The sequence below is a fragment of the Sphingobium sp. HDIP04 genome, assembly GCF_000445085.1.
In the GTDB taxonomy this organism is placed as follows: domain Bacteria; phylum Pseudomonadota; class Alphaproteobacteria; order Sphingomonadales; family Sphingomonadaceae; genus Sphingobium; species Sphingobium indicum.
On record NZ_ATDO01000077.1, the window covers coordinates 1 to 22901 of the forward strand.

Annotated in this window: 22 protein-coding genes; 9 read left to right on the plus strand and 13 right to left on the minus strand. The window is 65.3% G+C overall.

The annotated features are described in order from the left end of the window. Positions 1 to 65: 65 nt before the first annotated feature. Positions 66 to 521 (minus strand): universal stress protein, encoded by a 456-nt coding sequence (locus L286_RS32780; RefSeq protein ID WP_020819235.1) that lies wholly within the window; start codon positions 519 to 521, stop codon positions 66 to 68. Between the two features lie 204 nt (positions 522 to 725). Here L286_RS32780 and L286_RS32785 point away from each other — a divergent pair, with 204 nt between their 5' ends. Genes L286_RS32785 through L286_RS32800 form a run of 4 tightly spaced genes read left to right on the plus strand, consistent with a single transcriptional unit; the run spans position 726 to position 4505 of the window. Beyond that, positions 726 to 2009 carry a pyruvate dehydrogenase complex dihydrolipoamide acetyltransferase gene (locus L286_RS32785; RefSeq protein ID WP_020819234.1) on the plus strand — a complete coding sequence of 428 codons (1284 nt, stop codon included), beginning with the start codon at positions 726 to 728 and terminating at the stop codon, positions 2007 to 2009. Continuing rightward, positions 2009 to 2416, plus strand: a complete 408-nt coding sequence (locus tag L286_RS32790) for an acyl-CoA thioesterase (protein ID WP_007685008.1) — start codon at positions 2009 to 2011, stop codon at positions 2414 to 2416. Before L286_RS32785 ends, L286_RS32790 begins: the two co-directional genes overlap by 1 nt. Positions 2417 to 2443: 27 nt before the next feature. Further along, complete coding sequence (lpdA, locus tag L286_RS32795) at positions 2444 to 3841, plus strand: dihydrolipoyl dehydrogenase (RefSeq protein WP_020819233.1); 1398 nt, start codon at positions 2444 to 2446, stop codon at positions 3839 to 3841. After that, complete coding sequence (locus tag L286_RS32800; RefSeq protein ID WP_020819232.1) at positions 3819 to 4505, plus strand: phosphatase PAP2 family protein; 687 nt, start codon at positions 3819 to 3821, stop codon at positions 4503 to 4505. The genes lpdA and L286_RS32800 overlap by 23 nt, the downstream gene beginning before the upstream one ends. An 85-nt stretch (positions 4506 to 4590) precedes the next feature. On the opposite strand, the gene L286_RS32805 is transcribed toward L286_RS32800, so the two are convergent. The 10 genes from L286_RS32805 to L286_RS32850 form a co-directional block, all read right to left on the minus strand. Continuing rightward, positions 4591 to 5538, minus strand: coding sequence for a hemolysin family protein (locus tag L286_RS32805; protein WP_007685013.1), 948 nt, complete (start codon positions 5536 to 5538; stop codon positions 4591 to 4593). Positions 5539 to 5641: 103 nt separating this feature from the next. Continuing rightward, positions 5642 to 6142, minus strand: a complete 501-nt coding sequence (gene ybeY, locus L286_RS32810; protein ID WP_007685015.1) for an rRNA maturation RNase YbeY — start codon at positions 6140 to 6142, stop codon at positions 5642 to 5644. Positions 6143 to 6175: 33 nt separating this feature from the next. Then, positions 6176 to 7180, minus strand: coding sequence for a PhoH family protein (locus tag L286_RS32815; RefSeq protein WP_007685017.1), 1005 nt, complete (start codon positions 7178 to 7180; stop codon positions 6176 to 6178). A 122-nt stretch (positions 7181 to 7302) separates the two neighbouring features. Beyond that, positions 7303 to 8652: a tRNA (N6-isopentenyl adenosine(37)-C2)-methylthiotransferase MiaB gene (gene miaB, locus L286_RS32820; protein ID WP_025160728.1), complete on the minus strand. Its 1350-nt coding sequence runs from the start codon at positions 8650 to 8652 to the stop codon at positions 7303 to 7305. Between the two features lie 27 nt (positions 8653 to 8679). Then, complete coding sequence (locus L286_RS32825; protein ID WP_025160729.1) at positions 8680 to 9420, minus strand: lysophospholipid acyltransferase family protein; 741 nt, start codon at positions 9418 to 9420, stop codon at positions 8680 to 8682. A gap of 6 nt (positions 9421 to 9426) precedes the next feature. Further along, positions 9427 to 9849, minus strand: coding sequence for a Fur family transcriptional regulator (locus L286_RS32830; RefSeq protein WP_007685023.1), 423 nt, complete (start codon positions 9847 to 9849; stop codon positions 9427 to 9429). A gap of 120 nt (positions 9850 to 9969) precedes the next feature. Beyond that, entirely contained in the window at positions 9970 to 10395 is a 426-nt protein-coding gene (locus tag L286_RS32835; RefSeq protein ID WP_007685024.1) for a MucR family transcriptional regulator, read from the minus strand. Positions 10396 to 10507: 112 nt separating this feature from the next. Next, on the minus strand, positions 10508 to 10987 hold the full coding sequence (gene rimI, locus L286_RS32840) for a ribosomal protein S18-alanine N-acetyltransferase (protein WP_013040347.1): 480 nt from the start codon (positions 10985 to 10987) through the stop codon (positions 10508 to 10510). Further along, a complete protein-coding gene (tsaB, locus tag L286_RS32845; RefSeq protein WP_007685028.1) occupies positions 10984 to 11610 on the minus strand; it encodes a tRNA (adenosine(37)-N6)-threonylcarbamoyltransferase complex dimerization subunit type 1 TsaB in 627 nt (208 codons plus the stop codon). Before tsaB ends, rimI begins: the two co-directional genes overlap by 4 nt. A 99-nt stretch (positions 11611 to 11709) precedes the next feature. Next, positions 11710 to 12282: a NifU family protein gene (locus L286_RS32850; protein ID WP_007685030.1), complete on the minus strand. Its 573-nt coding sequence runs from the start codon at positions 12280 to 12282 to the stop codon at positions 11710 to 11712. A 114-nt stretch (positions 12283 to 12396) separates the two neighbouring features. Here L286_RS32850 and L286_RS32855 point away from each other — a divergent pair, with 114 nt between their 5' ends. The 3 genes from L286_RS32855 to L286_RS32865 all read left to right on the plus strand — a co-directional run bounded on the left by L286_RS32855 (position 12397) and on the right by L286_RS32865 (position 17544). Continuing rightward, the gene (locus L286_RS32855; RefSeq protein ID WP_007685033.1) at positions 12397 to 12867 is read left to right on the plus strand and encodes a pyridoxamine 5'-phosphate oxidase family protein; all 471 of its coding nucleotides are present in this window, start codon (positions 12397 to 12399) and stop codon (positions 12865 to 12867) included. A 250-nt stretch (positions 12868 to 13117) separates the two neighbouring features. Continuing rightward, positions 13118 to 14503, plus strand: coding sequence for a DEAD/DEAH box helicase (locus tag L286_RS32860; protein ID WP_020819229.1), 1386 nt, complete (start codon positions 13118 to 13120; stop codon positions 14501 to 14503). A 149-nt stretch (positions 14504 to 14652) separates the two neighbouring features. Then, entirely contained in the window at positions 14653 to 17544 is a 2892-nt protein-coding gene (locus tag L286_RS32865; protein WP_020819228.1) for a M16 family metallopeptidase, read from the plus strand. A gap of 4 nt (positions 17545 to 17548) precedes the next feature. Here L286_RS32865 and L286_RS48940 read toward each other — a convergent pair whose 3' ends face one another. Then, positions 17549 to 17719 (minus strand): hypothetical protein, encoded by a 171-nt coding sequence (locus L286_RS48940; protein ID WP_007685038.1) that lies wholly within the window; start codon positions 17717 to 17719, stop codon positions 17549 to 17551. A gap of 128 nt (positions 17720 to 17847) precedes the next feature. Continuing rightward, positions 17848 to 18435 carry a TetR/AcrR family transcriptional regulator gene (locus L286_RS32870; protein ID WP_007685040.1) on the minus strand — a complete coding sequence of 196 codons (588 nt, stop codon included), beginning with the start codon at positions 18433 to 18435 and terminating at the stop codon, positions 17848 to 17850. Between the two features lie 122 nt (positions 18436 to 18557). Between L286_RS32870 and L286_RS32875 the strand changes: the two genes are divergently transcribed. Both L286_RS32875 and L286_RS32880 read left to right on the plus strand, forming a co-directional pair. Continuing rightward, positions 18558 to 19721, plus strand: coding sequence for an efflux RND transporter periplasmic adaptor subunit (locus tag L286_RS32875; protein ID WP_020819226.1), 1164 nt, complete (start codon positions 18558 to 18560; stop codon positions 19719 to 19721). Between the two features lie 3 nt (positions 19722 to 19724). Next, entirely contained in the window at positions 19725 to 22898 is a 3174-nt protein-coding gene (locus tag L286_RS32880; protein ID WP_020819225.1) for an efflux RND transporter permease subunit, read from the plus strand. The last annotated feature ends 3 nt before the right edge of the window (positions 22899 to 22901 follow it).

Here is a 22901-nt window from a genome sequence, read left to right on the forward strand (position 1 = left end):
CTAGCCCCTCCCGCCTGCGGGAGGGGAATGTCCTGGATTGGCCTTCCCCGCCATTGCCAATTCGCTCAACTCAACCGATCGATCGCATCCGCGTCCAACCCGCCGGGAATGATCATGATCGGGCAGGGCAGCTTCCCCGCATCTGCGCCCGCGAAGTGCGACACCAGAACCCCCGGATGCCCGCTGGCCGCCGCGCCCAGCACCAGCGCCGCGACGTCGTCCATCTCCTCCAGCGTATGGCGCACCACCGCCACCGGATCGCCCTGCCGCACGGTGATGCTGGGGCGGATGCCGGATTCGTCGGTCAACGTGCCCGCCGCGCTCGTCACCAGCGCCTCGGCGCGTTGCAGCGCCTCATCCTCCATCGTCGCCTGCACGCCGCCCCACTGGACGAACTCGGCAGGCGGGATGAGGGCCAGGATGCGGATCGCGCCCGCCGTCTTGGCGGCGCGCCGGGCGGCAAAGCGTAGCGCGGTCTCCGCCTCCGCCGATTCGTCCACGACCACCAGATATGTCCGCATCCGCTGAATCCCTAAGGGGTAACGACTATTTGGCCTTCGGTCTCACAAGTCCGCGCTGAACCCATATGGTTCGCTGTGAACCAGTGTGGTGAAATGTGGCCGATTATGCGCGGGCGCGCAAGGCTTGGCCTTGACCGTTCCGGCCAAAGCGCCGAAACGAACCTCATTGCCCCCACGCCCGATAAGATGAGAGGCCTTCCACCCATGAGCAAAACGATCCAGATGCCCGCCCTTTCTCCAACGATGGAAGAAGGGACGCTGGCGAAATGGCTGGTGAAGGAGGGCGACACCGTCTCCTCCGGCGATCTGCTGGCGGAGATCGAGACCGACAAGGCGACGATGGAATTCGAAGCCGTCGACGAAGGCACCGTGGCCAAGATACTGGTGGCCGAAGGGTCGGAGGGGGTGAAGGTGGGCACCGTCATCGCCATCATCGCGGAGGAGGGCGAGGATCTGTCGCAAGCCGCCGCCGGTAATGCCGCTCCCAGCGCAGCGGCCCCCGCAGCAGGCCCTGCGCCCCAGGCCGATCCGGTTCCCGCCAAGGCGCCGGCGCCCGCGCCGAAGGCCGATCCCGCGCCGGCCAAGGCGACGGACGGCAGGGTGAAGGCCAGCCCGCTCGCCCGCCGTCTGGCTGAAGCCAAGGGGCTGGATCTTGCCGCCGTCACCGGCTCCGGTCCCAATGGCCGCATCGTGAAAGCGGACCTGGAGGGCGCCGCGCCCGTCGCCAAGACTGCCGTTCCGGCCGCCGCGCCTGCCGCTCCGCTCGCCGCCGCGCCTGCCCTCGCACAGGATTTCGGCATCCCGCATGAAGTCATCAAGCTCAGCGGCATGCGCAAGACCATCGCGCGCCGCCTGACCGAATCCAAGCAGCAGGTGCCGCACATCTACCTGACCGTGGACGTGCAACTCGACAAGCTGCTGAAACTGCGTGGCGAACTGAATGCGGGCCTGGCCTCGCGGGGCGTCAAGCTGTCGGTCAACGACCTGCTGATCAAGGCGCTGGGCGTGGCGCTGATCCAGGTGCCGGAATGCAACGTCCAGTTCGCTGGCGACCAGATGCTGAAATTCCAGCGAGCGGACATTTCGGTGGCCGTGTCCATCCCCGGCGGCCTCATCACCCCCATCGTGACGGAGGCGGACAGCAAGGGCGTCGCCGCCATCTCCACCGCGATGAAGGATCTCGCCGCCCGCGCCAAGGACGGCAAGCTAAAGCCGGAGGAATATCAGGGCGGCACCGCCTCGCTCTCCAACATGGGCATGTTCGGCATCAAGCAGTTCGAGGCCGTCATCAACCCGCCCCAGGGCATGATCCTGGCCATCGGCGCGGGCGAGAAGCGGCCCTTCGTCGTCGATGACTCGCTCCAGATCGCGACCGTCATGTCCGCCACCGGCAGTTTCGACCACCGCGCCATCGACGGCGCGGACGGCGCCCGCCTGATGCAGGTCTTCAAGGAACTGGTCGAAAATCCGATCGGGATGCTCGCCTGATGGCCCGGGTGGATGAGCAGCCGCCGGTGGACAGCCCCGCCGTGCGCGTCATCGCCATGCCCGCCGACACCAATCCCTATGGGGATATTTTCGGCGGCTGGCTGATGAGCCTGATGGACTCGGCCGCCGGTTCCGTCGCTGCCCGCCACAGCCATGGCCGCGCGGTGACGATCGCCGTCGAGGGCATGACCTTCCTGCGCCCGGTGGTGGTCGGTGACGAGGTTTCGGTGTTCGCCAAGCTGGTTTCGGTGGGCCGCACCTCCATGAAGATAGAGGTCGAGGCGTGGCGGCGGACCCGCCATGACGACAGATCCTATCGCGTGACCAAGGCGACCTTCGCCTTCGTGGCGATCGGAGAGGATCGCCAGCCCCGTTCCGTGCCGCCCTTCACCGCGCCGGCGGCGTGACGAAATCATATAAAAGCGAGTTTGATCATGGCTGAGAATTACGATGTCATCGTTCTGGGCTCCGGCCCCGGCGGCTATGTGGCCGCAATCCGCGCCGCCCAACTGGGCCTGAAGACCGCCATCGTCGAGCGGGAGAATCTGGGCGGCATCTGCCTGAACTGGGGCTGCATCCCGACCAAGGCGTTGCTGCGTTCGGCGGAAATCTATCATTACATGCAGCATGCCGGGGACTATGGCCTGGCCGCGACCCAGATCAGCGCCGACATCGCGGCGGTGGTGAAGCGCTCGCGCGGCGTTGCCAAGCAGCTTAATCAGGGCGTCACGCACCTGATGAAGAAGAACAAGATCGCCGTCCATATGGGCGAGGGCAAGCTGGTCGCGAAGGGCAGGCTCAGCGTCACCAAGGACGGAAAGACCGATGAACTGACGGCGAAGAACATCATCATCGCCACCGGGGCGCGGGCGCGCGACCTGCCGGGCACGCCGACCGACGGCAAGCGCGTCTGGACCTACCGCCACGCCATGACGCCGCCCGAAATGCCGAGCAAGCTGCTGGTCATCGGATCGGGCGCCATCGGCATCGAGTTTGCCAGCTTCTATAACGACATGGGCGCCGACGTGACCGTGGTCGAGATGATGGACCGCATCGTGCCGGTCGAGGACGCCGATGTTTCGGCGTTCCTGGAAAAAGCGCTCAAGAAGCAGGGCATGACCATCCTGACCGGGGGCGGCGTCAGCGACATCCAGGTCGGCGCCAACGGCATCAAGGTCAAGTTGAAGGACAAGGCCGGCAAGGAAAGCGCCGCCGAATTCAGCCATATGATCGTCGCCATCGGCATCGTCCCCAATACGGAGAATATCGGCCTCAAGGAGCTGGGCGTCGCCATGGACGAGCGCGGTTTCCTGAAGACCGACGAAATGTGCCGCACCAATGTCGAGGGCCTGTGGGCCATCGGCGACATCACCGCGCCGCCATGGCTGGCGCACAAGGCCAGCCATGAGGGCGTGATCGCGGCCGAAGCCATTGCCGGCAAGCATCCCCATGCCATGGACCCGCGCAATATTCCCGGTTGCACCTATTGCCATCCGCAGATCGCGTCTGTGGGCCTGACCGAAGCCAAGGCGAAGGAAGCCGGCTATGAGGTGAAGGTCGGCATGTTCCCCTTCATCGGCAACGGCATGGCCATCGCGCTGGGCGAAGCGGAAGGCTTCACCAAGACGGTGTTCGACGCGAAGACGGGCGAATTGCTGGGCGCGCACATGGTCGGCGCGGAAGTGACCGAGATGATCCAGGGCTATACCATCGGCAAGACGCTGGAAACGACCGAGGCGGAACTGATGCACACCGTCTTCCCGCATCCGACCATCTCCGAATCGATGCATGAAAGCGTGCTCGCGGCTTATGGGCGCGCGCTCCATATCTGATCGGCGCATAGCCGTGGCGAAAGGCGCGGGGGTCCTTGTCCTCGCGCTTTTCTGCGTTTTGGGGATTGCGCTGGTCCAGCGGCAGGGATGGCTGGACGGGCTGAACGCCGGGCTGATGGGAATGGCCGGGCGGGCGCGGGACAGCGGGGCTGGAACCGCCGTCACCTGGATCATGCAACTGGCGTCGGCGGTCGGGGGAACGGCGGGCCGCTTCGCGCTGCTTGGGGCCTGCGTCATCGCGCTTTGGGGCATTGCGCGCAGGCGTGCCCTCTGGCTGCTGTGGGTGACGGTCGGCGGGACTTTGCTCAACCTCTCGCTCAAGCAGGTCTTTGCCGCGCCTCGCCCCGATCTGCTGCCGCATCTCGACCTTGTGCGCAGCTATGGGTTTCCCAGCGGTCATGCGGCGGGAAACATGATCTTCTTCGGGGCCTTGGCGATGCTGGCCGGGCGGCGCTCCGCCTATGTCGGCATGGGGCTGGCAATCGCGCTGATCGGGATCAGCCGGGTCTGGCTGGGCGTGCATTGGCCGAGCGATGTGCTGGCGGGATGGATCGAAGGGCTGGGATGGCTTGCGCTCTGCGGCATCTGGCTGCCGGCAGGAAGAGGGGTGGACGGGCAGATGGATTCAGGCGCGCCGGGCGATGAGCCGGCGCCCTTCCGTTGAAGGCGCATTGGGCGCGTTTTTTGGAAAGTAGAGGTCGCCGGTCGATTTGGCGGCTCCGCCCGCTCGGCCCAGGGCCAAATCAGGATCAGCCCTCTTCCTCCATTTCCCGTTCCGCGGGCGGGTGCAGGCGCAGGCGGCTGACGCGGCGTCCGTCGCTGTCCAGGATTTCGAGTTTCCAGCCGCTTTGCGCATGCTCGACGATTTCGCCCGGTTCGGGAACGCGGCCCGCAATCACGAAGGCCAGGCCGCCCAGCGTGTCGACATCCTCCTCGACCTCCGCCAGCTTTTCGTCGATCTCCTTGGCGACATCCTCCAGTTCGGCGCGGGCGTCGGCCTCCCACAGGCCGCCATCCAGCGGAACCAGCATCGCCTCCGGCTCCTCGTCATGCTCGTCCTCGACCTCGCCGACGATCTCCTCGACCAGATCCTCGAAGGTGAGCAGCCCTTCGGTGCCCGAATATTCGTCGAGCACGATGGCGAGATGGGTGCGCTTGGCGCGCATTTCCGCGAGCAGATCCAGCGCGCCCATGCTTTCGGGAACATAGAGCGGCTGGCGGATCAGCGGCTCCAGCCTGTCGGGCACCGGCGCCTTTCCCGCCAATATGGCGAAGGCGTCGCGGATGTGGATCATGCCCACGATGGTGTCTAGATTTTCGCGATAGACGGGGATGCGGCTATGCCCCGCCTCCGCGAACAAGGCGGCAAGATCGGCGAAACTGGCATTTTCCTCTATGGCGATGATGTCCGCGCGGGGAACGGCCACGTCATCGACCGTATGTTCGGAAAAATGCAGGAGGTTGCGGACCATCTGGCGTTCGATGGCGGACAGGTCGCCCTTGGCGGGAGGGCTGGCGCCTTCCTCCTGCTCCTCCTCATCATATTCGTCGAGCGCATCCTCCAGCTCGCGGCGGAGGCTGTGGCTCTCCTCGTCTCCAAAGAGCAGCGATTTGAGGCCGTTCCATAACCCGCCCTCGTGGCTGCTACTGTCCGATTCCTTCGAACCGTTGCCGTCCTTGGGACTGCCTTCCGCCATCGTACTTCCTGTTTCCCTGTTCAGGGCATCGCGTCGAGCAGCCTGTCCTGATGCCCTGGAAGGGCAGGCGCCGGCCTTCCGCTAAAAGCGATGCCACAATATGTCACCGATCCCCATAGGGGTCGGAAATGCCGAGGCTGATCAGCGATTGCGTCTCCAGCGCTTCCATCGCTTCCGCCTCCGCGTCCTCCATATGATCATATCCCAGCAAATGAAAAGTCCCATGGACGATCAGGTGCGTGGCGTGATCGGCGACGGAGACGCCCTTTTCGGCGGCTTCCCTGGCGCAGACTCCCTCCGCCAGCACGATGTCGCCCAGCAGCACCTCTCCATCGTCGGTGTTGGCGGTGGTTTCCAGCAGGTCGGACTGCACCATGGGGAAGGACAGGACGTTGGTCGGCTTGTCCTTGTCCCGATAGGCGCGGTTGAGCTGGTGGACTTCCTCGTCGGTGGTGAGTTTGACCGCGACCTCGTACAACGCTTCATCCGCGGCGAACGCGGCATAGGGACTGTGCGTGATCGCGGCGACGACGGCCCGCTGGGCCAGCAATTCCCAGTCGGTATCTGGCCACCCCTGTTCGTGGAGGACGGCGACTTCGATCATTATAGCGGTTTCCGTTCGTGTCGGACGTGCATTTCAGGCATCCGGGCCTTCATAGGCCTGGACGATGCGGCCCACGACCGGGTGACGCACCACATCGCCGATGCCGAAGGGCACGACGGAGATGCCTTCCACCCCCTCCAGCCGCGCGACGGCGTCCGCCAGGCCGGAAATGCCAGGCTGCGGCAGGTCGACCTGCCGCGGGTCGCCGCAAATGACCATGCGGCTGCCCTCGCCGAAGCGGGTCAGAAACATCTTCATCTGGGCGACGGTGGTGTTCTGCGCCTCGTCCAGCACGATGAAGGCGTTGGACAGGGTTCGGCCGCGCATGAAGGCGAGGGGGGCGATCTCTATCTCGCCCGATGCGATGCGGCGTTCGACCTGCTCGGCCGGCAGCGTGTCGTAGAGCGCGTCGTAGATCGGGCGGAGATAGGGGTCGACCTTCTCCTTCATGTCGCCCGGCAGGAAGCCGAGGCGCTCGCCCGCCTCCACGGCGGGGCGGGAGAGGATCAGGCGGTCGACGCTGCCGGTGATGAGCTGGCTCACCGCCTGCGCGACGGCCAGATAGGTCTTGCCGGTGCCCGCCGGGCCAAGCGCGAAGATGATGTCGTTGCGGGTCAGCGCTTCCATGTACGTCACCTGCGTCGCGGAACGCGGGACGATGGTTTTCTTGCGCGTGCGGATCATGACCTTGGGCGGTTCGGCCACGTCATGGCGGATGATGCCGTCCAGCGTGGGTTCGGCGGACATGGCGATCACCGCGTCCACCGCGCCGGCGTCGATTTCCTGGCCTGCGACGATGCGGTTGTAGAGGCCGGTCATGACGTCGCGGGCCCGGGCGGCGGCTTCCGCCTCGCCCTCGATCTGCAGCTTGTTGCCGCGCGCCGCGATATAGACGCCCAGGCGGTTTTCGATGGCCACCAGATTCTGGTCATATTGGCCGAAAAGCGCGCCCAGCAGGTGCGGGCGGTCAAAGGTTACTTCCAGCCGCGCGCGTTCGGCGACATCGGCGCGGTGGTTATGATGGGGTTTCTTCGACATTCAGCAGCCTCCCTTTCCATGCGTCCTACCCGTGTGATCGGGTATCCATCTCCTCTTCTTCCAGCCTGGCGGACAGGTTCGGAGATGGGTTCCCGTTGCCACGGGAACGACTGGGTTTGGGTTCAAGCGGCCTTCCTCCTGCTGGGTTGGCCGGCCAGACTGTTCGGACCGGCGCTGATGATATCGACTTCTACCATGTCCCCGATGGAAAGTTCCGGGGCTGTGACGTGGACGGACTGGAGCCAGGGCGTCTTGCCGATGAGCTGGCCGGGATGGCGGCCCTTGCGCTCCAGCAGGATGTCCGTGCGGCGGCCGACGGTGGCCGCGTTGAATTCCGCCTGGTGGCGGTTGATCAGCGACTGGAGCCGGGCAAGCCGTTCGTCCATGACCTCCGCCGGGATCTGCCCGTCCATGTCGGCGGCAGGCGTGCCGGGACGCGGGCTGTATTTGAAGCTGTAGCATTGCGCGTAGCGGACCTGCTCCACGATCTTCAGCGTATCCTCGAACTCGGCGTCGGTCTCGCCGGGGAAGCCGACGATGAAGTCGCCGGAGAGCGCGATGTCCGGCCGCGCCGCCCGCACGCGTTCGATGATGCGCAGATAGCTGTCGGCGCTGTGGCTGCGGTTCATTGCCTTCAGCACCCGGTCGTTGCCCGATTGCACCGGCAAATGGAGGAAGGGCATCAGCTTGGGCTCGTCGCCATGGGCGGCGATCAGCCCGTCGCTCATGTCGTTGGGATGGCTGGTGGTGTAGCGGATGCGTTTGAGCGCGTCGATCTTCGCCAGTTCGCGGACCAGGCCGTCCATGCCCTGCATCCGGCCCTTGTCGTCCTCGCCGGTCCAGGCGTTGACGTTCTGGCCCAGCAGCGTGATCTCCCCCACGCCGCCGTCGACCAGCGCCTTCGCTTCGTCCAGGATGGCGGACCAGCTTCGGCTGATCTCCGCGCCGCGCGTATAGGGCACCACGCAATAGGTGCAGAATTTGTCGCAGCCCTCCATGATCGTCAGGAAGGCGGTGGGCCGCGCCTGCCTGGGCCGCGAGGGCAGGGCGCCGAACTTGGATGCCAGCGGCATGTCGGTGTCGACGGCCTGCTCGCCGCGACCCGCCCGGTCGATCAGGTCGGGCAGGCGGTGATAGGCCTGCGGTCCGACGACGATGTCGACATTGCGGGCGCGGCGCTGGATTTCGCCGCCCTCCGCCTGCGCGACGCAGCCGGCGACCGCGATCATCGGGCGGCTGCCGTCCTCGCGGGTCATGCGGCCGATGTCGGAATAGACCTTGTCCACCGCCTTTTCGCGGATGTGGCAGGTGTTGAGGATGACCAGATCCGCCTCGGCCCCGTCGGCCGCGGCTGTCATGCCGCGCTCGCCCAGCAGTTCGGCCATGCGCTCGCCATCATAGACGTTCATCTGGCAGCCGAAGGATTTGACGTGGAATGTCGCTGGAGTCTTTTGGGCGTCGTACCGATTCATGCGATCCAGCTATACAAGGCGCGCGCCTCAAGTAAAAGGCGGCAGGTGGGCGGCGATGCTGGCGGCTATTCTTTCCCGGCTCATCGCGGCCAAAGCCTTGCGATCAGGGCAGATTGCCGGATCGAACGGCTCCAGGAAGCGCAAGGTTAGGTCCAGCCTGCCCTTGCGTTCCAGCAATCTTTTCACGTTCGCGCCCGCCGGTTCGTCGCTGTGCCAACTGATTTCGGCGGTCGCCGGGCCATAGTCGATATGGACGGGCTGGATGCGCACCGATCGCGGAGGGGGCAGGAGGACGGCGAGCAGGGACGGCTTGAACGGCAGGACGCCGGCGCCGTCGCTGGTGGTGCCTTCCGGAAAAAGCGCCACGGGTTGATGCCCGGCCAAGGCGGCCCGCAGGGCGTCAAGCTGCGAAGAGAGCGCTCCGCGGCGGTCGCGGGCGATGAAAAGCGTGTTGTTCTGCGCGGCCAGCCAGCCGATGACCGGCCAGCGCGCAATGCCGTCATGCGCGACGAAGGCTGCTCCGGTCGCGCCCCCAAGCGCCAATATGTCCACCCAACTGACGTGATTGGCGATGATGAAGCTGTCGCCTTCAAAAGGATGGCCGTCGATCCGCACTCGGGCGCCGACGGAACGTGCCGCCAACGCCAGAAAGCGCGGCGGCCAGGGCGAACGGCGGCCGGCCGCGCGCCACAGCAGATGCGGGATCAGACAGAGCAGCAGGCTGGCGCCCAGGGCCGCCAGGCGCATGATGCGGCGAAGTGCAGCCAAGCTGTCTCAGCTCTTGCGGTCGAGCGCCACGCCGTACAATTCCATCCGGTGGTCGACCAGCCGGAAGCCGAGCTTTTCGGCGATCTGCTTCTGAAGCTGCTCCAGTTCGGGATCGACGAATTCGATGACATTGCCGGTTTCGACATCGATCAGATGGTCGTGATGGGATTCGGGCGCCGCCTCATAACGGGCGCGGCCGTCCCCGAAATCGTGCCGGTCCAATATGCCCGCTTCCTCGAACAGGCGGACGGTGCGGTACACGGTGGCGATCGAAATGCCCGGATCGATGGCCGCGGAGCGCCTGTGCAGTTCCTCCACGTCCGGGTGATCGGTGGAATCGCTCAGCACCTGGGCGATGACGCGGCGCTGTTCGGTGATGCGCAGGCCCTTTTCATGGCAAAGGGCTTCGACGTCGATCTTGCGGTTCATGCAGGCTCACTTGGCTGGAATTCATGTGGACCGGAAAGAACCTAGCGGCTTTCCTCCCACTATAAAAGGGGCGCGCAGCCGGCGCACCCCTTTCATGGACTTTTGATTGTATCTGGGCGCCTATTTGGGCGCGCGGACGCGGCGGCGCTTGGTGCCAAGGCCGATCTTCTTGGCCAGGCTGCGGCGCTGTTCGGCATAGTTGGGCGCAACCATCGGATAGTCCGCCGGCAGGCCCCATTTGGCCCGATAATCTTCCGGCGTCATCTGATAATGAGTCATCAGATGGCGCTTGAGCATCTTCAGCTTCTTGCCGTCTTCCAGGCAGATGATGTAGTCGGGCTTGATCGAAGAACGGACCGAAACGGCAGGTTCGGGCTTCACTTCCGGGGCGGCCGCCGGCGTCGCCAGGCCCGAAAGCGCTGCGTGGACATTCTGGATCAGGGTAGATACGTCGGAGACGGCGACGCTGTTGTTCGAGACATGGGCCGCGACAATATCCGACGTCAAAGTAATGAGCAGTTCGCTCTGCGCTGATTCGATTTCCATTTCTTTTCCCTGCGAAGGCTATTGGTTGCGCGACCCGCCCAAGGAAAATCATTTCAGGAGCGGTACAGGTCAGCTATACCGATGGTTTCTGTTTTGCAAGGGCGGATTTAAATCATCTGAGCATGTCGATACGAAAGCTGAGCGCATCATGAAGTTGTCCATCGTTGCCGCGATAGTAACCAGGGCGGCGATGTACATATTCGAACCCGGCTTTTTCATATAGCCTTATTGCCGTATTCGACGCGCGAACTTCCAGATTCATCGACGTAATGCCCCGCCTGCGCGCTGTCCTGAGGCTGTCGAGCAGCAGGGCCTCCCCAATGCCCCGTCCGCGCCACAGCGGGCTGACGGCCAGCAGCAGCAATTCGCATTCGTCGAGCACCGACCGCACGAGCGCGAAACCCACGGGCGCGGCGTCGATCCTTGCGATGGTGAGCCAGGTTCCCGGCATCGTCATCACCCCGGCAAGCTGCGGCAGGGTCCATGCTTCGCCGAAGGCCGGGTCGAAGGCGCGCCCCATGATCTCCATGGCGTCGCTCATCGCGTTGCGCTCTCCCTCCTCATAGGTCTTGAGTGTCAGGCCCGGCGTCATGACGCGGACCGTTCCGTCATCGGCCGCGCATCGGCGCCGCGGCAATAAATGGGGGAGGGCGGGAGCGGGGGAATCCCGGCGACCAGCGGATAGTCGGCGGCATCGGGATAGAGGCTGATCGCCGCGCCATGCCCGCGCGCCGTCACCAGCGTTTCGGCGCCGGTGCCGTAGAGCGTGGGCTGCGCGAGCTGCTGCGCCAGTTCCGCAATCGGCGTGGAGGCGGGCGGGGTGAGCGGCGCGAGTTCCGCTGAGAAGACCTGCCAGAACAGTTCGCCGTGGCCGCCCGTGATGGTGACGGTCACCGGCCCGCCCTCATGATTCCCGGCCATGGCCCTGGCCGCGATCATGGCGAGCGCGCCATAGCCGTGCAGCGGAATGCCCCAGGCCAGCGCCAAGGCCCGCGCGGCCGCTATGCCGATGCGCACGCCCGTGAAGCTGCCGGGGCCGACATCCACCGCGATCGCATCCGCCCGGCCGCCGTCGGGCAAGGCGGCGATGGCGGGCAGCAGCGCTTCGGCATGGCCGCGCCCGACGATTTCATGAAAATGGCCTATGGGCGCGCCGTCATCGAGCAGCGCCACGGACAGCGCCTGTGTCGCGGTGTCGATGACCAATATGCGCAAAGAAAACCCCTGTAGACCGCTCGCCCGACGCGATGCCCGGCTCTGCGGTTAATCGATCGACACGGCTTTGCCAATTCTTCCCGGCCAACTGTTCGCCGCTCAGACGGCGCGAACCTCCGTCACTTCGGGCACATAATGCTTGAGCAGTTGTTCGATCCCGTTCTTCAGCGTCGCCGTGGAGGACGGGCAGCCCGAACAGGCGCCTTGCATGCGCAGATAGACGGTGCCCTTGTCGAAGCCGCGATAGATGATGTCGCCGCCGTCATTGGCCACGGCCGGGCGGACGCGGGTGTCGATCAGCTCGCGGATCTGCGCGACGATCTCCTCATCCTCCGGGTCGTCGGCGAACTCCTCCTCCTGCGGCACGAAGATTTCACCGGCGGAACCGGGCCTGAACAGCGGCATGTTGGCGGAAAAATGTTCGAGCAGGATGGAAAGTATGTCGGGCTTCACATCGCTCCACTGCGCGCCGGGCGCGATGGTGACGGAAATGAAGTCTCCGCCGAAGAAGACGCCGGTCACGTCGCCCAGGCCGAACAGGGCATCGGCCAGCGGCGAAGCCTCCGCCTCTTCGGGCGTGGCGAAATCGCGGGTGCCCATGCCCATGACCACGCGGCCGGGGATGAACTTGACGGTGGCCGGATTGGGCGTCGCTTCTGTCTCGATCAACATGCGCGCTATGTGGAGAGAAGACTGCGCAAGATCAAGCATTCGTGCTAAATTGACTCGCGCAAATCCCTTGGCGCCCTCGATTGAGTCCCGCCTGAGATCGAAGGGAGAGAGAAGATGAACAATGAAGCCGACATTCGCCACCGCTTCTGGACGGAATTGTCGCAAAGCCCGTTCCTGATGGTGGAGCTGAAAGGGTCGCCGGATCACGGCATGCCCATGACGGCGCAGCTCGACCCCGGCGCGAACCACTGTTTCTGGTTCTACACGACGCGGGAGAACCGGCTGGCAAGGGGCGGACCCGCCATGGCGCAGTTCGCGGGCAAGGGGCATTTCCTGTTCGCCTGCATCGACGGCACCCTGGTCGAGGAGACGGATCCGGCGGTGATCGACCGATATTGGACCCGTGACGTGGCGAGCTGGTACCCCGGCGGACGGCAGGACCCGCATCTGATGATGCTTCGCTTCGATCTTGGCCGCGCGGAAATCTGGCGTGCGGACATGTCGCTGCGCGGCATGTTCCGGCAGATGTTCGGCGGAGACGTGCGCGAGGAAATGCGAAGCAAGCATGTGGAGTTGACGCTGTAGCGAAGAGGCGAAAGGCGCCCCTTGCTTTTTCCCGGCATTGCGGCCATATGCGCTGCAACGCAGCAGCGGGCTTTACGCCCCTTCCAGCGATTGGCAGCGTGATCGCTTCGGCCCGAACGGGCATCGGGGCCGGCCAATGAAAGTCTGCGCCAAGCTTTGAGGCTTCCCTTTTCACGCGGGTCGTTTCGTAACCCGCCTTGCGTCCCGGCCATGCCGGAAGGCGCCGGGGCCTATTCGTGAGTTATCATCCATGCAATTTACCGACCTTGGCCTTGCCGAGCCGATCCTGAGGGCGCTCGCCGCCAAGAAATATGGTTCGCCAACGCCCATTCAGGCGCAAGCCATTCCCGTGCTGCTCAAGGGCAAGGATCTGTGCGGCATCGCGCAGACCGGCACCGGCAAGACCGCCGCCTTCGCGCTGCCCAGCCTTGACCATTTCGCCCGCAATCCCAAGCCGACGCCGCTTCAGGGCTGCCGCATGTTGGTGTTGTCGCCGACCCGCGAACTCGCCGCGCAGATCGCGCAGAGCTTCCGCGACTATGGCCGCTTCCTGAAGCTGTCCGTGGAGGTCGTGTTCGGCGGCGTGCCGATCAACCGGCAGATCAGGGCGCTGGGGCGCGGGGTCGACATCGTCGTCGCGACGCCCGGCCGTCTGCTCGACCTGATCGATCAGCGCGCCTTTACCATCAAGGATACCGAAATCTTCGTCCTCGACGAGGCCGACCAGATGATGGACATGGGCTTCATCCATCCGTTGAAGCGCATCGCCAAGCTGCTGCCGAAGGAACGGCAAAACCTGTTCTTCTCCGCCACCATGCCGGGCGAGATCGAGGCGCTGGCCAGCCAGTTCCTGCACGATCCGGTGAAGGTCAGCGTCGCGCCGCAGTCGACCACGGCGGAGCGGGTGCGCCAGCAGGCGACCTTCGTCAACCAGATGGAGAAGCAGGCGCTGCTCAACCTGACGATCCGGAGCGAGGATATCGACCGCGCGCTGATCTTCACCCGGACCAAGCATGGCGCGGACCGCGTCGTGCGCTTCCTGGAAGGGGCGGGGATTCAGGCCGTCGCGATCCACGGCAACAAGAGCCAGGCGCAGCGGACCACGGCGCTCCAGGCTTTCCGCCATGGCCATGTCAAGCTGCTGGTGGCGACCGACATCGCGGCGCGCGGCATCGACGTGTCGGGCGTGTCCCACGTCATCAATTTCGAACTGCCCAATGTGCCGGAACAATATGTCCACCGCATCGGCCGCACGGCGAGGGCCGGAGCGGAGGGCGTCGCGATCAGCTTCGTGGCGGACGACGAGCGGCCTTATCTGAAGGCCATCGAGCGGACGACCAAGGTGAAGCTGGACGTCGTGCCGCTGCCGGAGAATTTCGTGGAGGCGGTGCGCAACCTTCCCAAGGCCGCGCCGCAGCGCAAGGGCCGGGAACAGACGCCGGAACAGAAGACGCGACGTGCCGAGGGCCAGCGCCGCTATCAGGACCAGCAGAAGCAGCCGCGCGGCAATGCCGAACGGGCGCATCGGCCGGACGGCGAGGCGACGAACCCTGCCAGGAAGAATTTTCGCCGCCGCCGCGGCGGCAGCGCCGTCGGCGCGCACAAGGGAGCGGTCCAGAAGACCGGCGGACGGTGAGGTGAAAACCGGCGGGTTGGATGAAAGGACCGCTGGTTGAATGACATCCGATGTGTTCCTGCCTGCGCAGGAACACCGGCCTCTCTTCACAGGGCCTGTCTGCTCTTTGTCAGTGGCCATTCAGGAAAATCTCTTTAGGCTGCGCGGCCATGAGCTTTCCTTTCCGGCGTTCCGCCGCTTCGCTGTCCGTCCTTGCCCTGCTGCTTTCGGGAATGCCCGCGCCCCTCGGGGCGAGGACGGACCCGACTGCCGCGTCCCCAACGCCGGGTTCCAGCCAGGCGCAGGTCAGGCCATGGCTCTATGAGAACAGCGATGTGCCGATCGATCCGGCCTGGCGTTTCGGCACGCTCTCCAACGGCGTGCGCTATGCGGTGCGGCGCAACGGCGTGCCTCCCGGGCAGGTGTCGGTCCGGCTGCGGATCGACGCCGGCTCGTTGATGGAGCAATCCGACGAGCTGGGATATGCCCATTTCATGGAGCATCTGACCTTCCGCGGCTCCCGCCATGTGCCGGACGGCGAGTCCAAGCGCATCTGGCAGCGGCTGGGCGTCACCTTCGGCAGCGACAGCAATGCGCAGACGACGCCGACCGGCACCACCTATGCGCTCGACCTGCCGCAGGCGACGCAGGCCAGCTTGGGCGAAAGCATGAAGATCCTGGCCGGCATGATGGCCGATCCCAATATCGTCGAGGGCGCCGTCAATGCCGAGAGGGCCGTGGTGCTGGCGGAAAAGCGGGAGAGCGACGGGCCGCAGATGCGGATTTCCGATGCGACCAGACAGCATTTCTTCGCCGGCCAGCCGCTGGCGGACCACAGCCCCATCGGCACTGTGGCGACGCTGAACGCGGTCACGGCGGCGAAGATGGAGGCGTTCCACCAGCGCTGGTATCGCCCGGAAAATGCGGTGATCTCCATCGCGGGCGACATCGATCCGGCTATGGCCGAACAGTTGATCAAGGATAATTTCGGTTCCTGGACAGTGCCCGGAAAGGGCGCGCCGCTGCCTGATTTCGGGGAGCCAGATCCCAGCGCGCCCGCCACCAGGGTGACGGTGGAGCCGGGCGCGCCGACAGGCCTCACCATGGTCTGGCTGCGCCCGTGGAGGCCGCGTGCCGACACCATCGTCTACAATCAGGACAAGCTGACCGACATGCTGGCGCTGCAGATCATCAGCCGCCGCCTGGAACAGGCGGCGCGCAGCGGCGGCAGTTTTCTTCAGGCCAGCGTGGATCAGCAGGACGTCAGCCGGTCCGCCGACGGCACCTTCGTCACCATCGTGCCCACGGGGGATAATTGGGAAAGGGCGCTGGGCGACGTCCGCGCGATCATAGAGGACGCCAAGGCCGCGCCGCCCAGCCAGGTCGAAATCGACCGCGAATATGCCCAGATGGACACCGCGCTCGCCATCCAGGTCGAAAATGCCGATACGGAGGCGGGCGCCAAGCAGGCGAGCGACCTGGTGAGCGCGGTCGACATTCGCGAAACCACGGTCAGCCCGCAGGCCGCGCTGGACATCTTCCGATCCGGCAAGCCGGGCATGACGCCGCAGAAGATATGGGATTCGACGCGGCGGCTCTTTTCCGCCGGCGTCTTCCGCGCCCACCTGATCAGCGGCAAGGTTCAGCCGGCCGTGGACGCGAAGCTGGCCGCCGCCGTCGCCGCGCCGGTGAAGGCGGCGACCAATGCCCGGCTGGCGGACAAGGCCGTGACCATGGCCGACCTGCCGAAGCTAGGCGTGCCGGGCAAGGTCGTGTCGCGCGCGCCCATCGGCCTGCCGGGGATGGAAAGCATCGCCTTTTCCAACGGCGTCAGGCTGACCCTGTTCGCCAATGACGCAGAGACGGAGAAGGTGCGGATCAACGTCCGCTTCGGCCATGGCCAGCAGGCCTTCTCCCCGACCCGGCCCGCGCCGGGCTGGGCGGCCGATTATGCGCTGGTGGCGAGCGGGATCGGAAAGCTCGGCCAGCGGGAACTGGACGACCTGACCAATGGGCGTCGCATGGGCATGGATTTCTCCATCGACGACGATGCCTTCGAAATGCAGGCCGTGACTCGGCCGGCGGACTATAAGGACCAGTTGCTGCTGTTCGCGACCAAGCTGTTCGCGCCCGGATGGGATCCGGCGCCGATCGCGCGGGTCAAGACGGGGGCGGGGGTCGCCTATGACGCCATGGAGCGGGCGCCGGATTCCGTGCTGGCGCGCGACCTCAACTGGTTGCTGCATGACAAGGACGTGCGGTTCCGCACCCCGTCGCGGGCAGAGATCGACGCGCTGACGCCGCAGGCCTTTCGCTCCACATGGGAACCGCTGCTGGCGTCCGGCCCCATCGAAATCCAGATTTTCGGCCAGGTGAAGGCGGACGACGCCATCGCCGCGGTGGCGGCGACCTTCGGCGCGCTGCCGCAGCGGAACGACCTGCCGGTGCCTGCCGCGAACAAGCTCATGCGCTTTCCCGCCCATGTGGAGACGCCGGTGATCCTGCGGCACAAGGGCGACAAGGAACAGGCGGCGGCGGTCATGGCCTGGCCCACGGCGGGCGGTTTCGCGCTGACGAAGGAAGCGCGGCAACTGGAAATCCTGACGCAGATATTCAACGATCGGCTGTTCGACAAGCTGCGCTCGACCGAGGGCGCGGCCTATTCGCCCAGCGTCCAGAATAGCTGGCCCTTCTCCTATGAGAGCGGCGGCTACATCCTGGTGACGAGTCAGGTGCGTCCGGATCGGGTTAATTATTTCTACGGCGTGGTGAAGGACACGGCGGCGGACCTCGCCGCGAACCCGGTGAGCGAGGACGAATTGCAGCGCGCCGTCGCGCCGATGCGGCAGTTGCTGATGCGGGCCGGGACAGGCAACGCCTTCTGGATGAACCAGATGGAGGGCGCCACCCACGATCCGCGTTATGTGCAGGCGATGCAGACCATGGCGCAGGACATGCTGACCGTCACGCCGGCCGATATTCAGGCGCTTGCGGCCAAATATCTGGTGCCGGGCAGAAGCTGGTCGGCGGTCGTGCTGCCCGACGGCGTTCGCGCTGAATAAAGGCTCAGGCCGGGGCCTGGGCGCGTCCCGATTGTTCCAGCAACTGGCTGTAGAGGCGCACATATTCCATGTGGATCGCGCGAATCTCCGGGTTGCGGGAACGGGCCGCGAGCCTGCGATTGCGATCCAGCCGCGCCTCGAAATAGCTGCGGTTGAATGCCGTGTCGATGTTCATTTTCTGCCTCCCGAAGCGATTTGGAGGCGAGAATGTTCTTGGCTGCCGAAAGTTGCCGCGCTGCACCGGCATATCTGTTGCAACGCGGCGGAATGAGCCCAGGCCAAGCCGGACCGAAGGTCGCGCCTTCAATCCATGGCGCGAAGCGCTGCGACGATCATGACGGCCGTGCATTTGGCGGTGCGCTCGGCGCTGATGACCGGCCCGGACAGGCTGCGATGACCCAGGCCGAACAGGCAGGCGAGCATCATTTCCTCCGCGCTTTTCAGCGCTTCGCCCGACAGCCTGGGATTGGCGGCGCAGGCGAAATCGGCCAGGGAATCGCGAAAGCCCTGGCACATGTCCGTAATCATGTCCGCGACCCGCGCATTGCGGAATCCCTCCGCCATGATGTCGAAGGACAGGGCTTCGTGCGGATTGTCCATCACGTCCAGCAGCAGCAGTTCGAAGGTCCGCTCTATGCTGATCTCGCCCGCGTCGAGCCGCTTGCGCAAGCTCAATATCGTGGCTTCCCGTTCCCGCGCATCGCCTTTCACGATCGCCTCGATGATGTCTTCCTTGCCCTTGAACAGGCGATAGATCTGGCCGATCGACACATGGGCCGCGGCCGCCAGTTCGGCCACCGCGCTCTGATGGAAGCCCTTGGCGGCGAACAGCTCGCGGGCCGCATTCAATATGCGGTCCCTGGCGCCGCTTTCATGTTGCAATGCAACCAAAAATATTCACCCTGGCCCTTTTTTACCCTTGAACAAATTGTGGCATGTTCCTACCTGCGCCGCAACTGGAATGAACGTTCATTCCAAAAAGAATGCCATCATTGGAAACGGAGCGCCGACCGATGCAAAAGGGGATATTTGTCGGACTGCTCGTCTGCGCGTCTGTGCTGGGGCTGGGCGGCTGTGGTGAACAGCAGCCGCCCGCGCCGCCGCCGCCTGCGGTTGGCGTGGTGAAACTTTCGGTGGAAAATGCGCCTCTCACGGCTGAGCTTCCCGGTCGCATCGCGGCGGTGGAAACGGCGGAGGTCCGGCCGCAGATCAATGGCGTCATCCGCCGTCGCCTGTTTACCGAGGGCGCCTTGGTGCGTGCCGGCCAATTGCTCTACGAGATCGAGGACGCGCCCTATCGCGCGGCTGTGGCCCAGGCGCAGGGCGCCCTGGCGCGGGCGCAGGCATCGATCCGGGCGACCGCCCTTCAGGCGCAGCGCTATCAGGGCCTGGTGGGCATCAACGCCGTCAGCCGGCAGGAGGCCGACAATGCCGCCGCCGCCGCCCAGCAGGCCCGCGCCGATGTCGCGGCGCAACGGGCGGCGGTGCAGGCGGCGCAGGTGAACCAGGATTTCACCCGCATAAGGGCGCCGATCTCCGGACGGATCGGCCGTTCGCTGTTCACGCCGGGCGCGCTGGTGCAGGCGGGGCAGGCGGACCCGTTGGCGACGATCCAGCGGACCGACATCGTCCATGTCGACCTGACCCAGTCGGCCGCGCAGATCATCGACCTCAAGCAGGCGATGCAGGCGGGCGGCGTCAGTGCGGCCGATGGGGCGCGGGTGCAATTGCTGCTTCCCAACGGCAGCGTCTATCCGATCGAGGGGCGCCTGCAATTTTCCGAAGTGACGGTCGATCCCAGTTCCGGCGCGGTGACTTTGCGGGCGACCTTCGCCAATCCGGACGGGCTGTTGCTGCCGGGCATGTATGTGCGCGCCAGGCTGGTCGAGGGCCAGCGCAGGCAGGCGATCCTGGCGCCGCAGCAGGGCATTGCGCGCGACGCGCGGGGCCGGGCCACCGCCATGGTCGTGGGCGCGGGCAACAAGGTGGAGCTTCGCCAGGTCGAAACCGACCGGGCCGTGGGCGACAGGTGGATCGTCACCAAGGGGCTGAAGGCGGGAGACAGGCTGATCGTCGAGGGCCTGGTGAACCTGCGGCCCGGAACGGTCGTGAAGCCGGGCGCGCCGCAGCAGGTGACGGCCGTCGCCAAGCAGGCGAATGCCGGCGGGGCGAACTGAGCGATGGCGCGCTATTTCATCGACAGGCCCATCTTCGCATGGGTCATCGCCATCGTCATCATGCTGGCCGGCGCCTTGGCGCTCCGGTCCTTGTCCGTGGCGCAATTCCCGGAGATCGCGCCGCCCGCGGTGACCGTGTCCACCAGCTATCCCGGCGCGAACGCCCAAACGCTGGAAAGCACGACGACGCAGGTGATCGAGCAGCAGCTCAAGGGGCTCGACCATCTCCGCTATTTCTCTTCCAGCAGCGATTCCGCCGGCAATCTGACCATCACCCTGACATTCGAGCAGGGCACGGACCCCAACATCGCGCAGGTCCAGGTGCAGAACAAGCTCGCCCAGGCCACCCCCCTGCTGCCGCAGGAAGTGCAGCAGCAGGGGCTGCGCGTCACCAAATCGACCGCCACATTCCTGATGGTGATGGCGGTCTATTCCGATGACGGCATTCACGACCAACTGGATGCGGGCGACTTCATCGCCTCCTCGCTCCAGGATCCGATCAGCCGCGTCGACGGCGTGGGCGACACCCAGCTATTCGGATCGCAATATGCGATGCGCATCTGGCTCGACCCCTATAAGATGGCCAATCTGGGCATCACCGCCGGCGATGTGAAATCGGCCATCCGCGCGCAGAATGCGCAGGTTTCGGCTGGGCAGATCGGCGGCGCGCCATCGCCCCGCGGCCAGGCGATGAACGCCACCGTGACGGCGCAGTCGCGGCTCAAGACGCCCGAAGAGTTCCGCCAGATCCGCTTGCGCAGCAACGGCAACGGGTCCGTCGTTTATCTGTCGGACGTCGCCAAGGTGGAACTGGGCGCGGAAAATTACAGCTTCCGATCCAGGTTCAACGGCCATCCCGCCGCCGGCTTCGCCATCAAGCTGGCTCCCGGCGCCAATGCGCTGGATACCGTCGAGGGCGTAAAGAGCCGGGTGAAGGAACTGTCCAAAACCTTTCCGGCCTGGGTCAGATATGATTTCCCGGTGGACAATTCGACCTTCGTGAAGCTGTCGGTGGAACAGGTCATCCACACCCTGTTCGAGGCGATCCTGCTGGTCTTCGTGGTGATGTTCCTGTTCCTGCAGAACTGGCGCGCCACGCTGATCCCCACCATCGCGGTGCCGGTGGTGCTGCTGGGGTCGCTCGCGATCCTCTATGCGGCGGGCTTCACTATCAACACGCTGACGCTGTTCGGCATGGTGCTGGCCATCGGCCTGCTGGTCGACGACGCCATCGTCGTGGTCGAAAATGTGGAGCGCATCATCCAGGAGGAAGGGCTCAGTCCGCGGGAGGCGGCTAGGAAGTCGATGGACGAGATCAGCGGGGCGCTGGTCGGCATCGGCCTGGTGCTGTCGGCCGTGTTCCTGCCCATGGCGTTCTTCGGCGGGTCGACCGGCGTGATCTTCCGCCAATTCTCCATCACGATCGTGTCCGCGATGGTGCTGTCGGTGCTGATCGCGTTGATCCTGACTCCGGCGCTCTGCGCGACGATCCTTCGGCCCAAGGGGCAAAGCCATGTCTGGACCGGCCCTTTGGGGTCGCGCTTCGGCCGCTTCTTCGACTGGTTCAACCGGACCTTCGACCGCAATGTCGCGCGTTATGGCGCGACCGTGGAGAAGGTCGAACGCCACTGGGGGCGGACGATGCTGGTCTATGCGCTGATCGTCTTCGGCATGGGGCTGATCTTCCTGCGCCTGCCCGGCGGTTTCCTGCCCGATGAGGATCAGGGGGTCATCATCAACCAGGTTTCGCTTCCCACGGGATCGACGCTGGAGGAAACCGAACGCACGCTGGCCAAGGTCCGCGATCATTACATGATCGGGGAGAAGGGGAACGTCGCCGGCGTCTTCACCGTCCCTGGTTTCGGCTTCGTGGGACAGGGGCAGAATGTCGGCATCACCTTCGTCCGGCTGAAGCATTGGTCGAAGCGCGAGGGCGCCCGGAACAGGGCGTCGGCCATCGCCCTGCGCGCCAATGGCGCCTTCCGCAAGATTGCGGCGGGCATGGCGATCGCCTTCGTGCCGCCCGCCGTGCAGGAATTGGGCAATGCCACCGGCTTCGACTTCCAGCTTGTCGACGTGGGCGGCCTGGGCCATGACAGGATGCTGGAAGCGCGCAACCAGTTGCTGGGCATGGCCATGGCCGACAAGCGGCTGGCGCAGGTGCGCCCCAACGGCCTGGAGGATACGCCGCAGCTCAAGCTGAACGTCGATCAGGCGGCTGCGGGCGCGCTGGGCATCGCCCAGTCCGACGTCAACGATACGATCAGCACGGCGATGGGCAGCAGCTATATCAACGACTTCATCGACCGCGACAGGGTGAAGCGCGTCTATGTGCAGGCCGATGCGCCGTTCCGCACCACGCCGGATTCGATCGGCGTGCTGCATGTTCGGGGCAGCAGCGGCGCGATGGCGCCGATCTCCTCCTTCGCGACGACCGAATGGACGCGTGGTCCGGCCAAGCTGGAACGCTTCAACGGCGTGCCGTCGATGCAGATCATGGGCGCGCCCGCGCCAGGGGTTTCGACCGGCGAGGCGATGAAGGCGATGGAGGAAATCGCGGCCAAGCTGCCGGCGGGCGTCGGCTATGAATGGAACGGCATTTCCTATGAGGAGCAGACCTCCGGCGGGCAGGCGCCGGCGCTCTATGCGCTGTCCATGCTGATCGTGTTCCTTTGCCTGGCCGCGCTGTATGAAAGCTGGTCGGTGCCGATCGCGGTCATGCTGGTGGTGCCGCTGGGCGTGTTCGGCGCGGTGCTGGCGGCGATGCTGGTCGGGCTGAACAACGACATCTACCTTCAGGTCGGGCTGATCACGACCATCGGCGTGTCGGCCAAGAACGCCATCCTGATCGTCGAATTCGCCGAGGAGAAGATGCGCGAAGGCCTGCCGCCCGCGCGGGCGGCGCTGGAGGCGGGCAAGCTGCGCCTGCGGCCGATCCTGATGACCAGCTTCGCCTTCGTCTTCGGCGTCCTGCCGCTGGCGCTGGCGAAGGGTGCAGGGGCGGGTGGCCAGAACGCCATCGGCTGGGCCGTGGTCGGCGGCATGCTGTCCGCGACGGTGCTCGCCATCTTCTTCGTGCCGGTCTTCTTCACCGTCGTGAAGCGCCTGTTCCGCGAACATCATGGCAAGGGAAGCGGGCATCAGGGCAGCGCCTTGCCAGGTTCGCAGGAGGCATGAGGA

Bases quoted from the DNA above. Each gene is read 5' to 3' on its own strand.
- L286_RS32780 (WP_020819235.1), bottom strand. From the start codon at position 521: ATGCGGACATATCTGGTGGTCGTGGACGAATCGGCGGAGGCGGAGACC.
- L286_RS32785 (WP_020819234.1), top strand. From the start codon at position 726: ATGAGCAAAACGATCCAGATGCCCGCCCTTTCTCCAACGATGGAAGAA.
- L286_RS32790 (WP_007685008.1), top strand. From the start codon at position 2,009: ATGGCCCGGGTGGATGAGCAGCCGCCGGTGGACAGCCCCGCCGTGCGC.
- lpdA (WP_020819233.1), top strand. From the start codon at position 2,444: ATGGCTGAGAATTACGATGTCATCGTTCTGGGCTCCGGCCCCGGCGGC.
- L286_RS32800 (WP_020819232.1), top strand. From the start codon at position 3,819: ATGGGCGCGCGCTCCATATCTGATCGGCGCATAGCCGTGGCGAAAGGC.
- L286_RS32805 (WP_007685013.1), bottom strand. From the start codon at position 5,538: ATGGCGGAAGGCAGTCCCAAGGACGGCAACGGTTCGAAGGAATCGGAC.
- ybeY (WP_007685015.1), bottom strand. From the start codon at position 6,142: ATGATCGAAGTCGCCGTCCTCCACGAACAGGGGTGGCCAGATACCGAC.
- L286_RS32815 (WP_007685017.1), bottom strand. From the start codon at position 7,180: ATGTCGAAGAAACCCCATCATAACCACCGCGCCGATGTCGCCGAACGC.
- miaB (WP_025160728.1), bottom strand. From the start codon at position 8,652: ATGAATCGGTACGACGCCCAAAAGACTCCAGCGACATTCCACGTCAAA.
- L286_RS32830 (WP_007685023.1), bottom strand. From the start codon at position 9,849: ATGAACCGCAAGATCGACGTCGAAGCCCTTTGCCATGAAAAGGGCCTG.
- L286_RS32835 (WP_007685024.1), bottom strand. From the start codon at position 10,395: ATGGAAATCGAATCAGCGCAGAGCGAACTGCTCATTACTTTGACGTCG.
- rimI (WP_013040347.1), bottom strand. From the start codon at position 10,987: ATGACGCCGGGCCTGACACTCAAGACCTATGAGGAGGGAGAGCGCAAC.
- L286_RS32850 (WP_007685030.1), bottom strand. From the start codon at position 12,282: ATGTTGATCGAGACAGAAGCGACGCCCAATCCGGCCACCGTCAAGTTC.
- L286_RS32855 (WP_007685033.1), top strand. From the start codon at position 12,397: ATGAACAATGAAGCCGACATTCGCCACCGCTTCTGGACGGAATTGTCG.
- L286_RS32860 (WP_020819229.1), top strand. From the start codon at position 13,118: ATGCAATTTACCGACCTTGGCCTTGCCGAGCCGATCCTGAGGGCGCTC.
- L286_RS32865 (WP_020819228.1), top strand. From the start codon at position 14,653: ATGAGCTTTCCTTTCCGGCGTTCCGCCGCTTCGCTGTCCGTCCTTGCC.
- L286_RS48940 (WP_007685038.1), bottom strand. From the start codon at position 17,719: ATGAACATCGACACGGCATTCAACCGCAGCTATTTCGAGGCGCGGCTG.
- L286_RS32875 (WP_020819226.1), top strand. From the start codon at position 18,558: ATGCAAAAGGGGATATTTGTCGGACTGCTCGTCTGCGCGTCTGTGCTG.
- L286_RS32880 (WP_020819225.1), top strand. From the start codon at position 19,725: ATGGCGCGCTATTTCATCGACAGGCCCATCTTCGCATGGGTCATCGCC.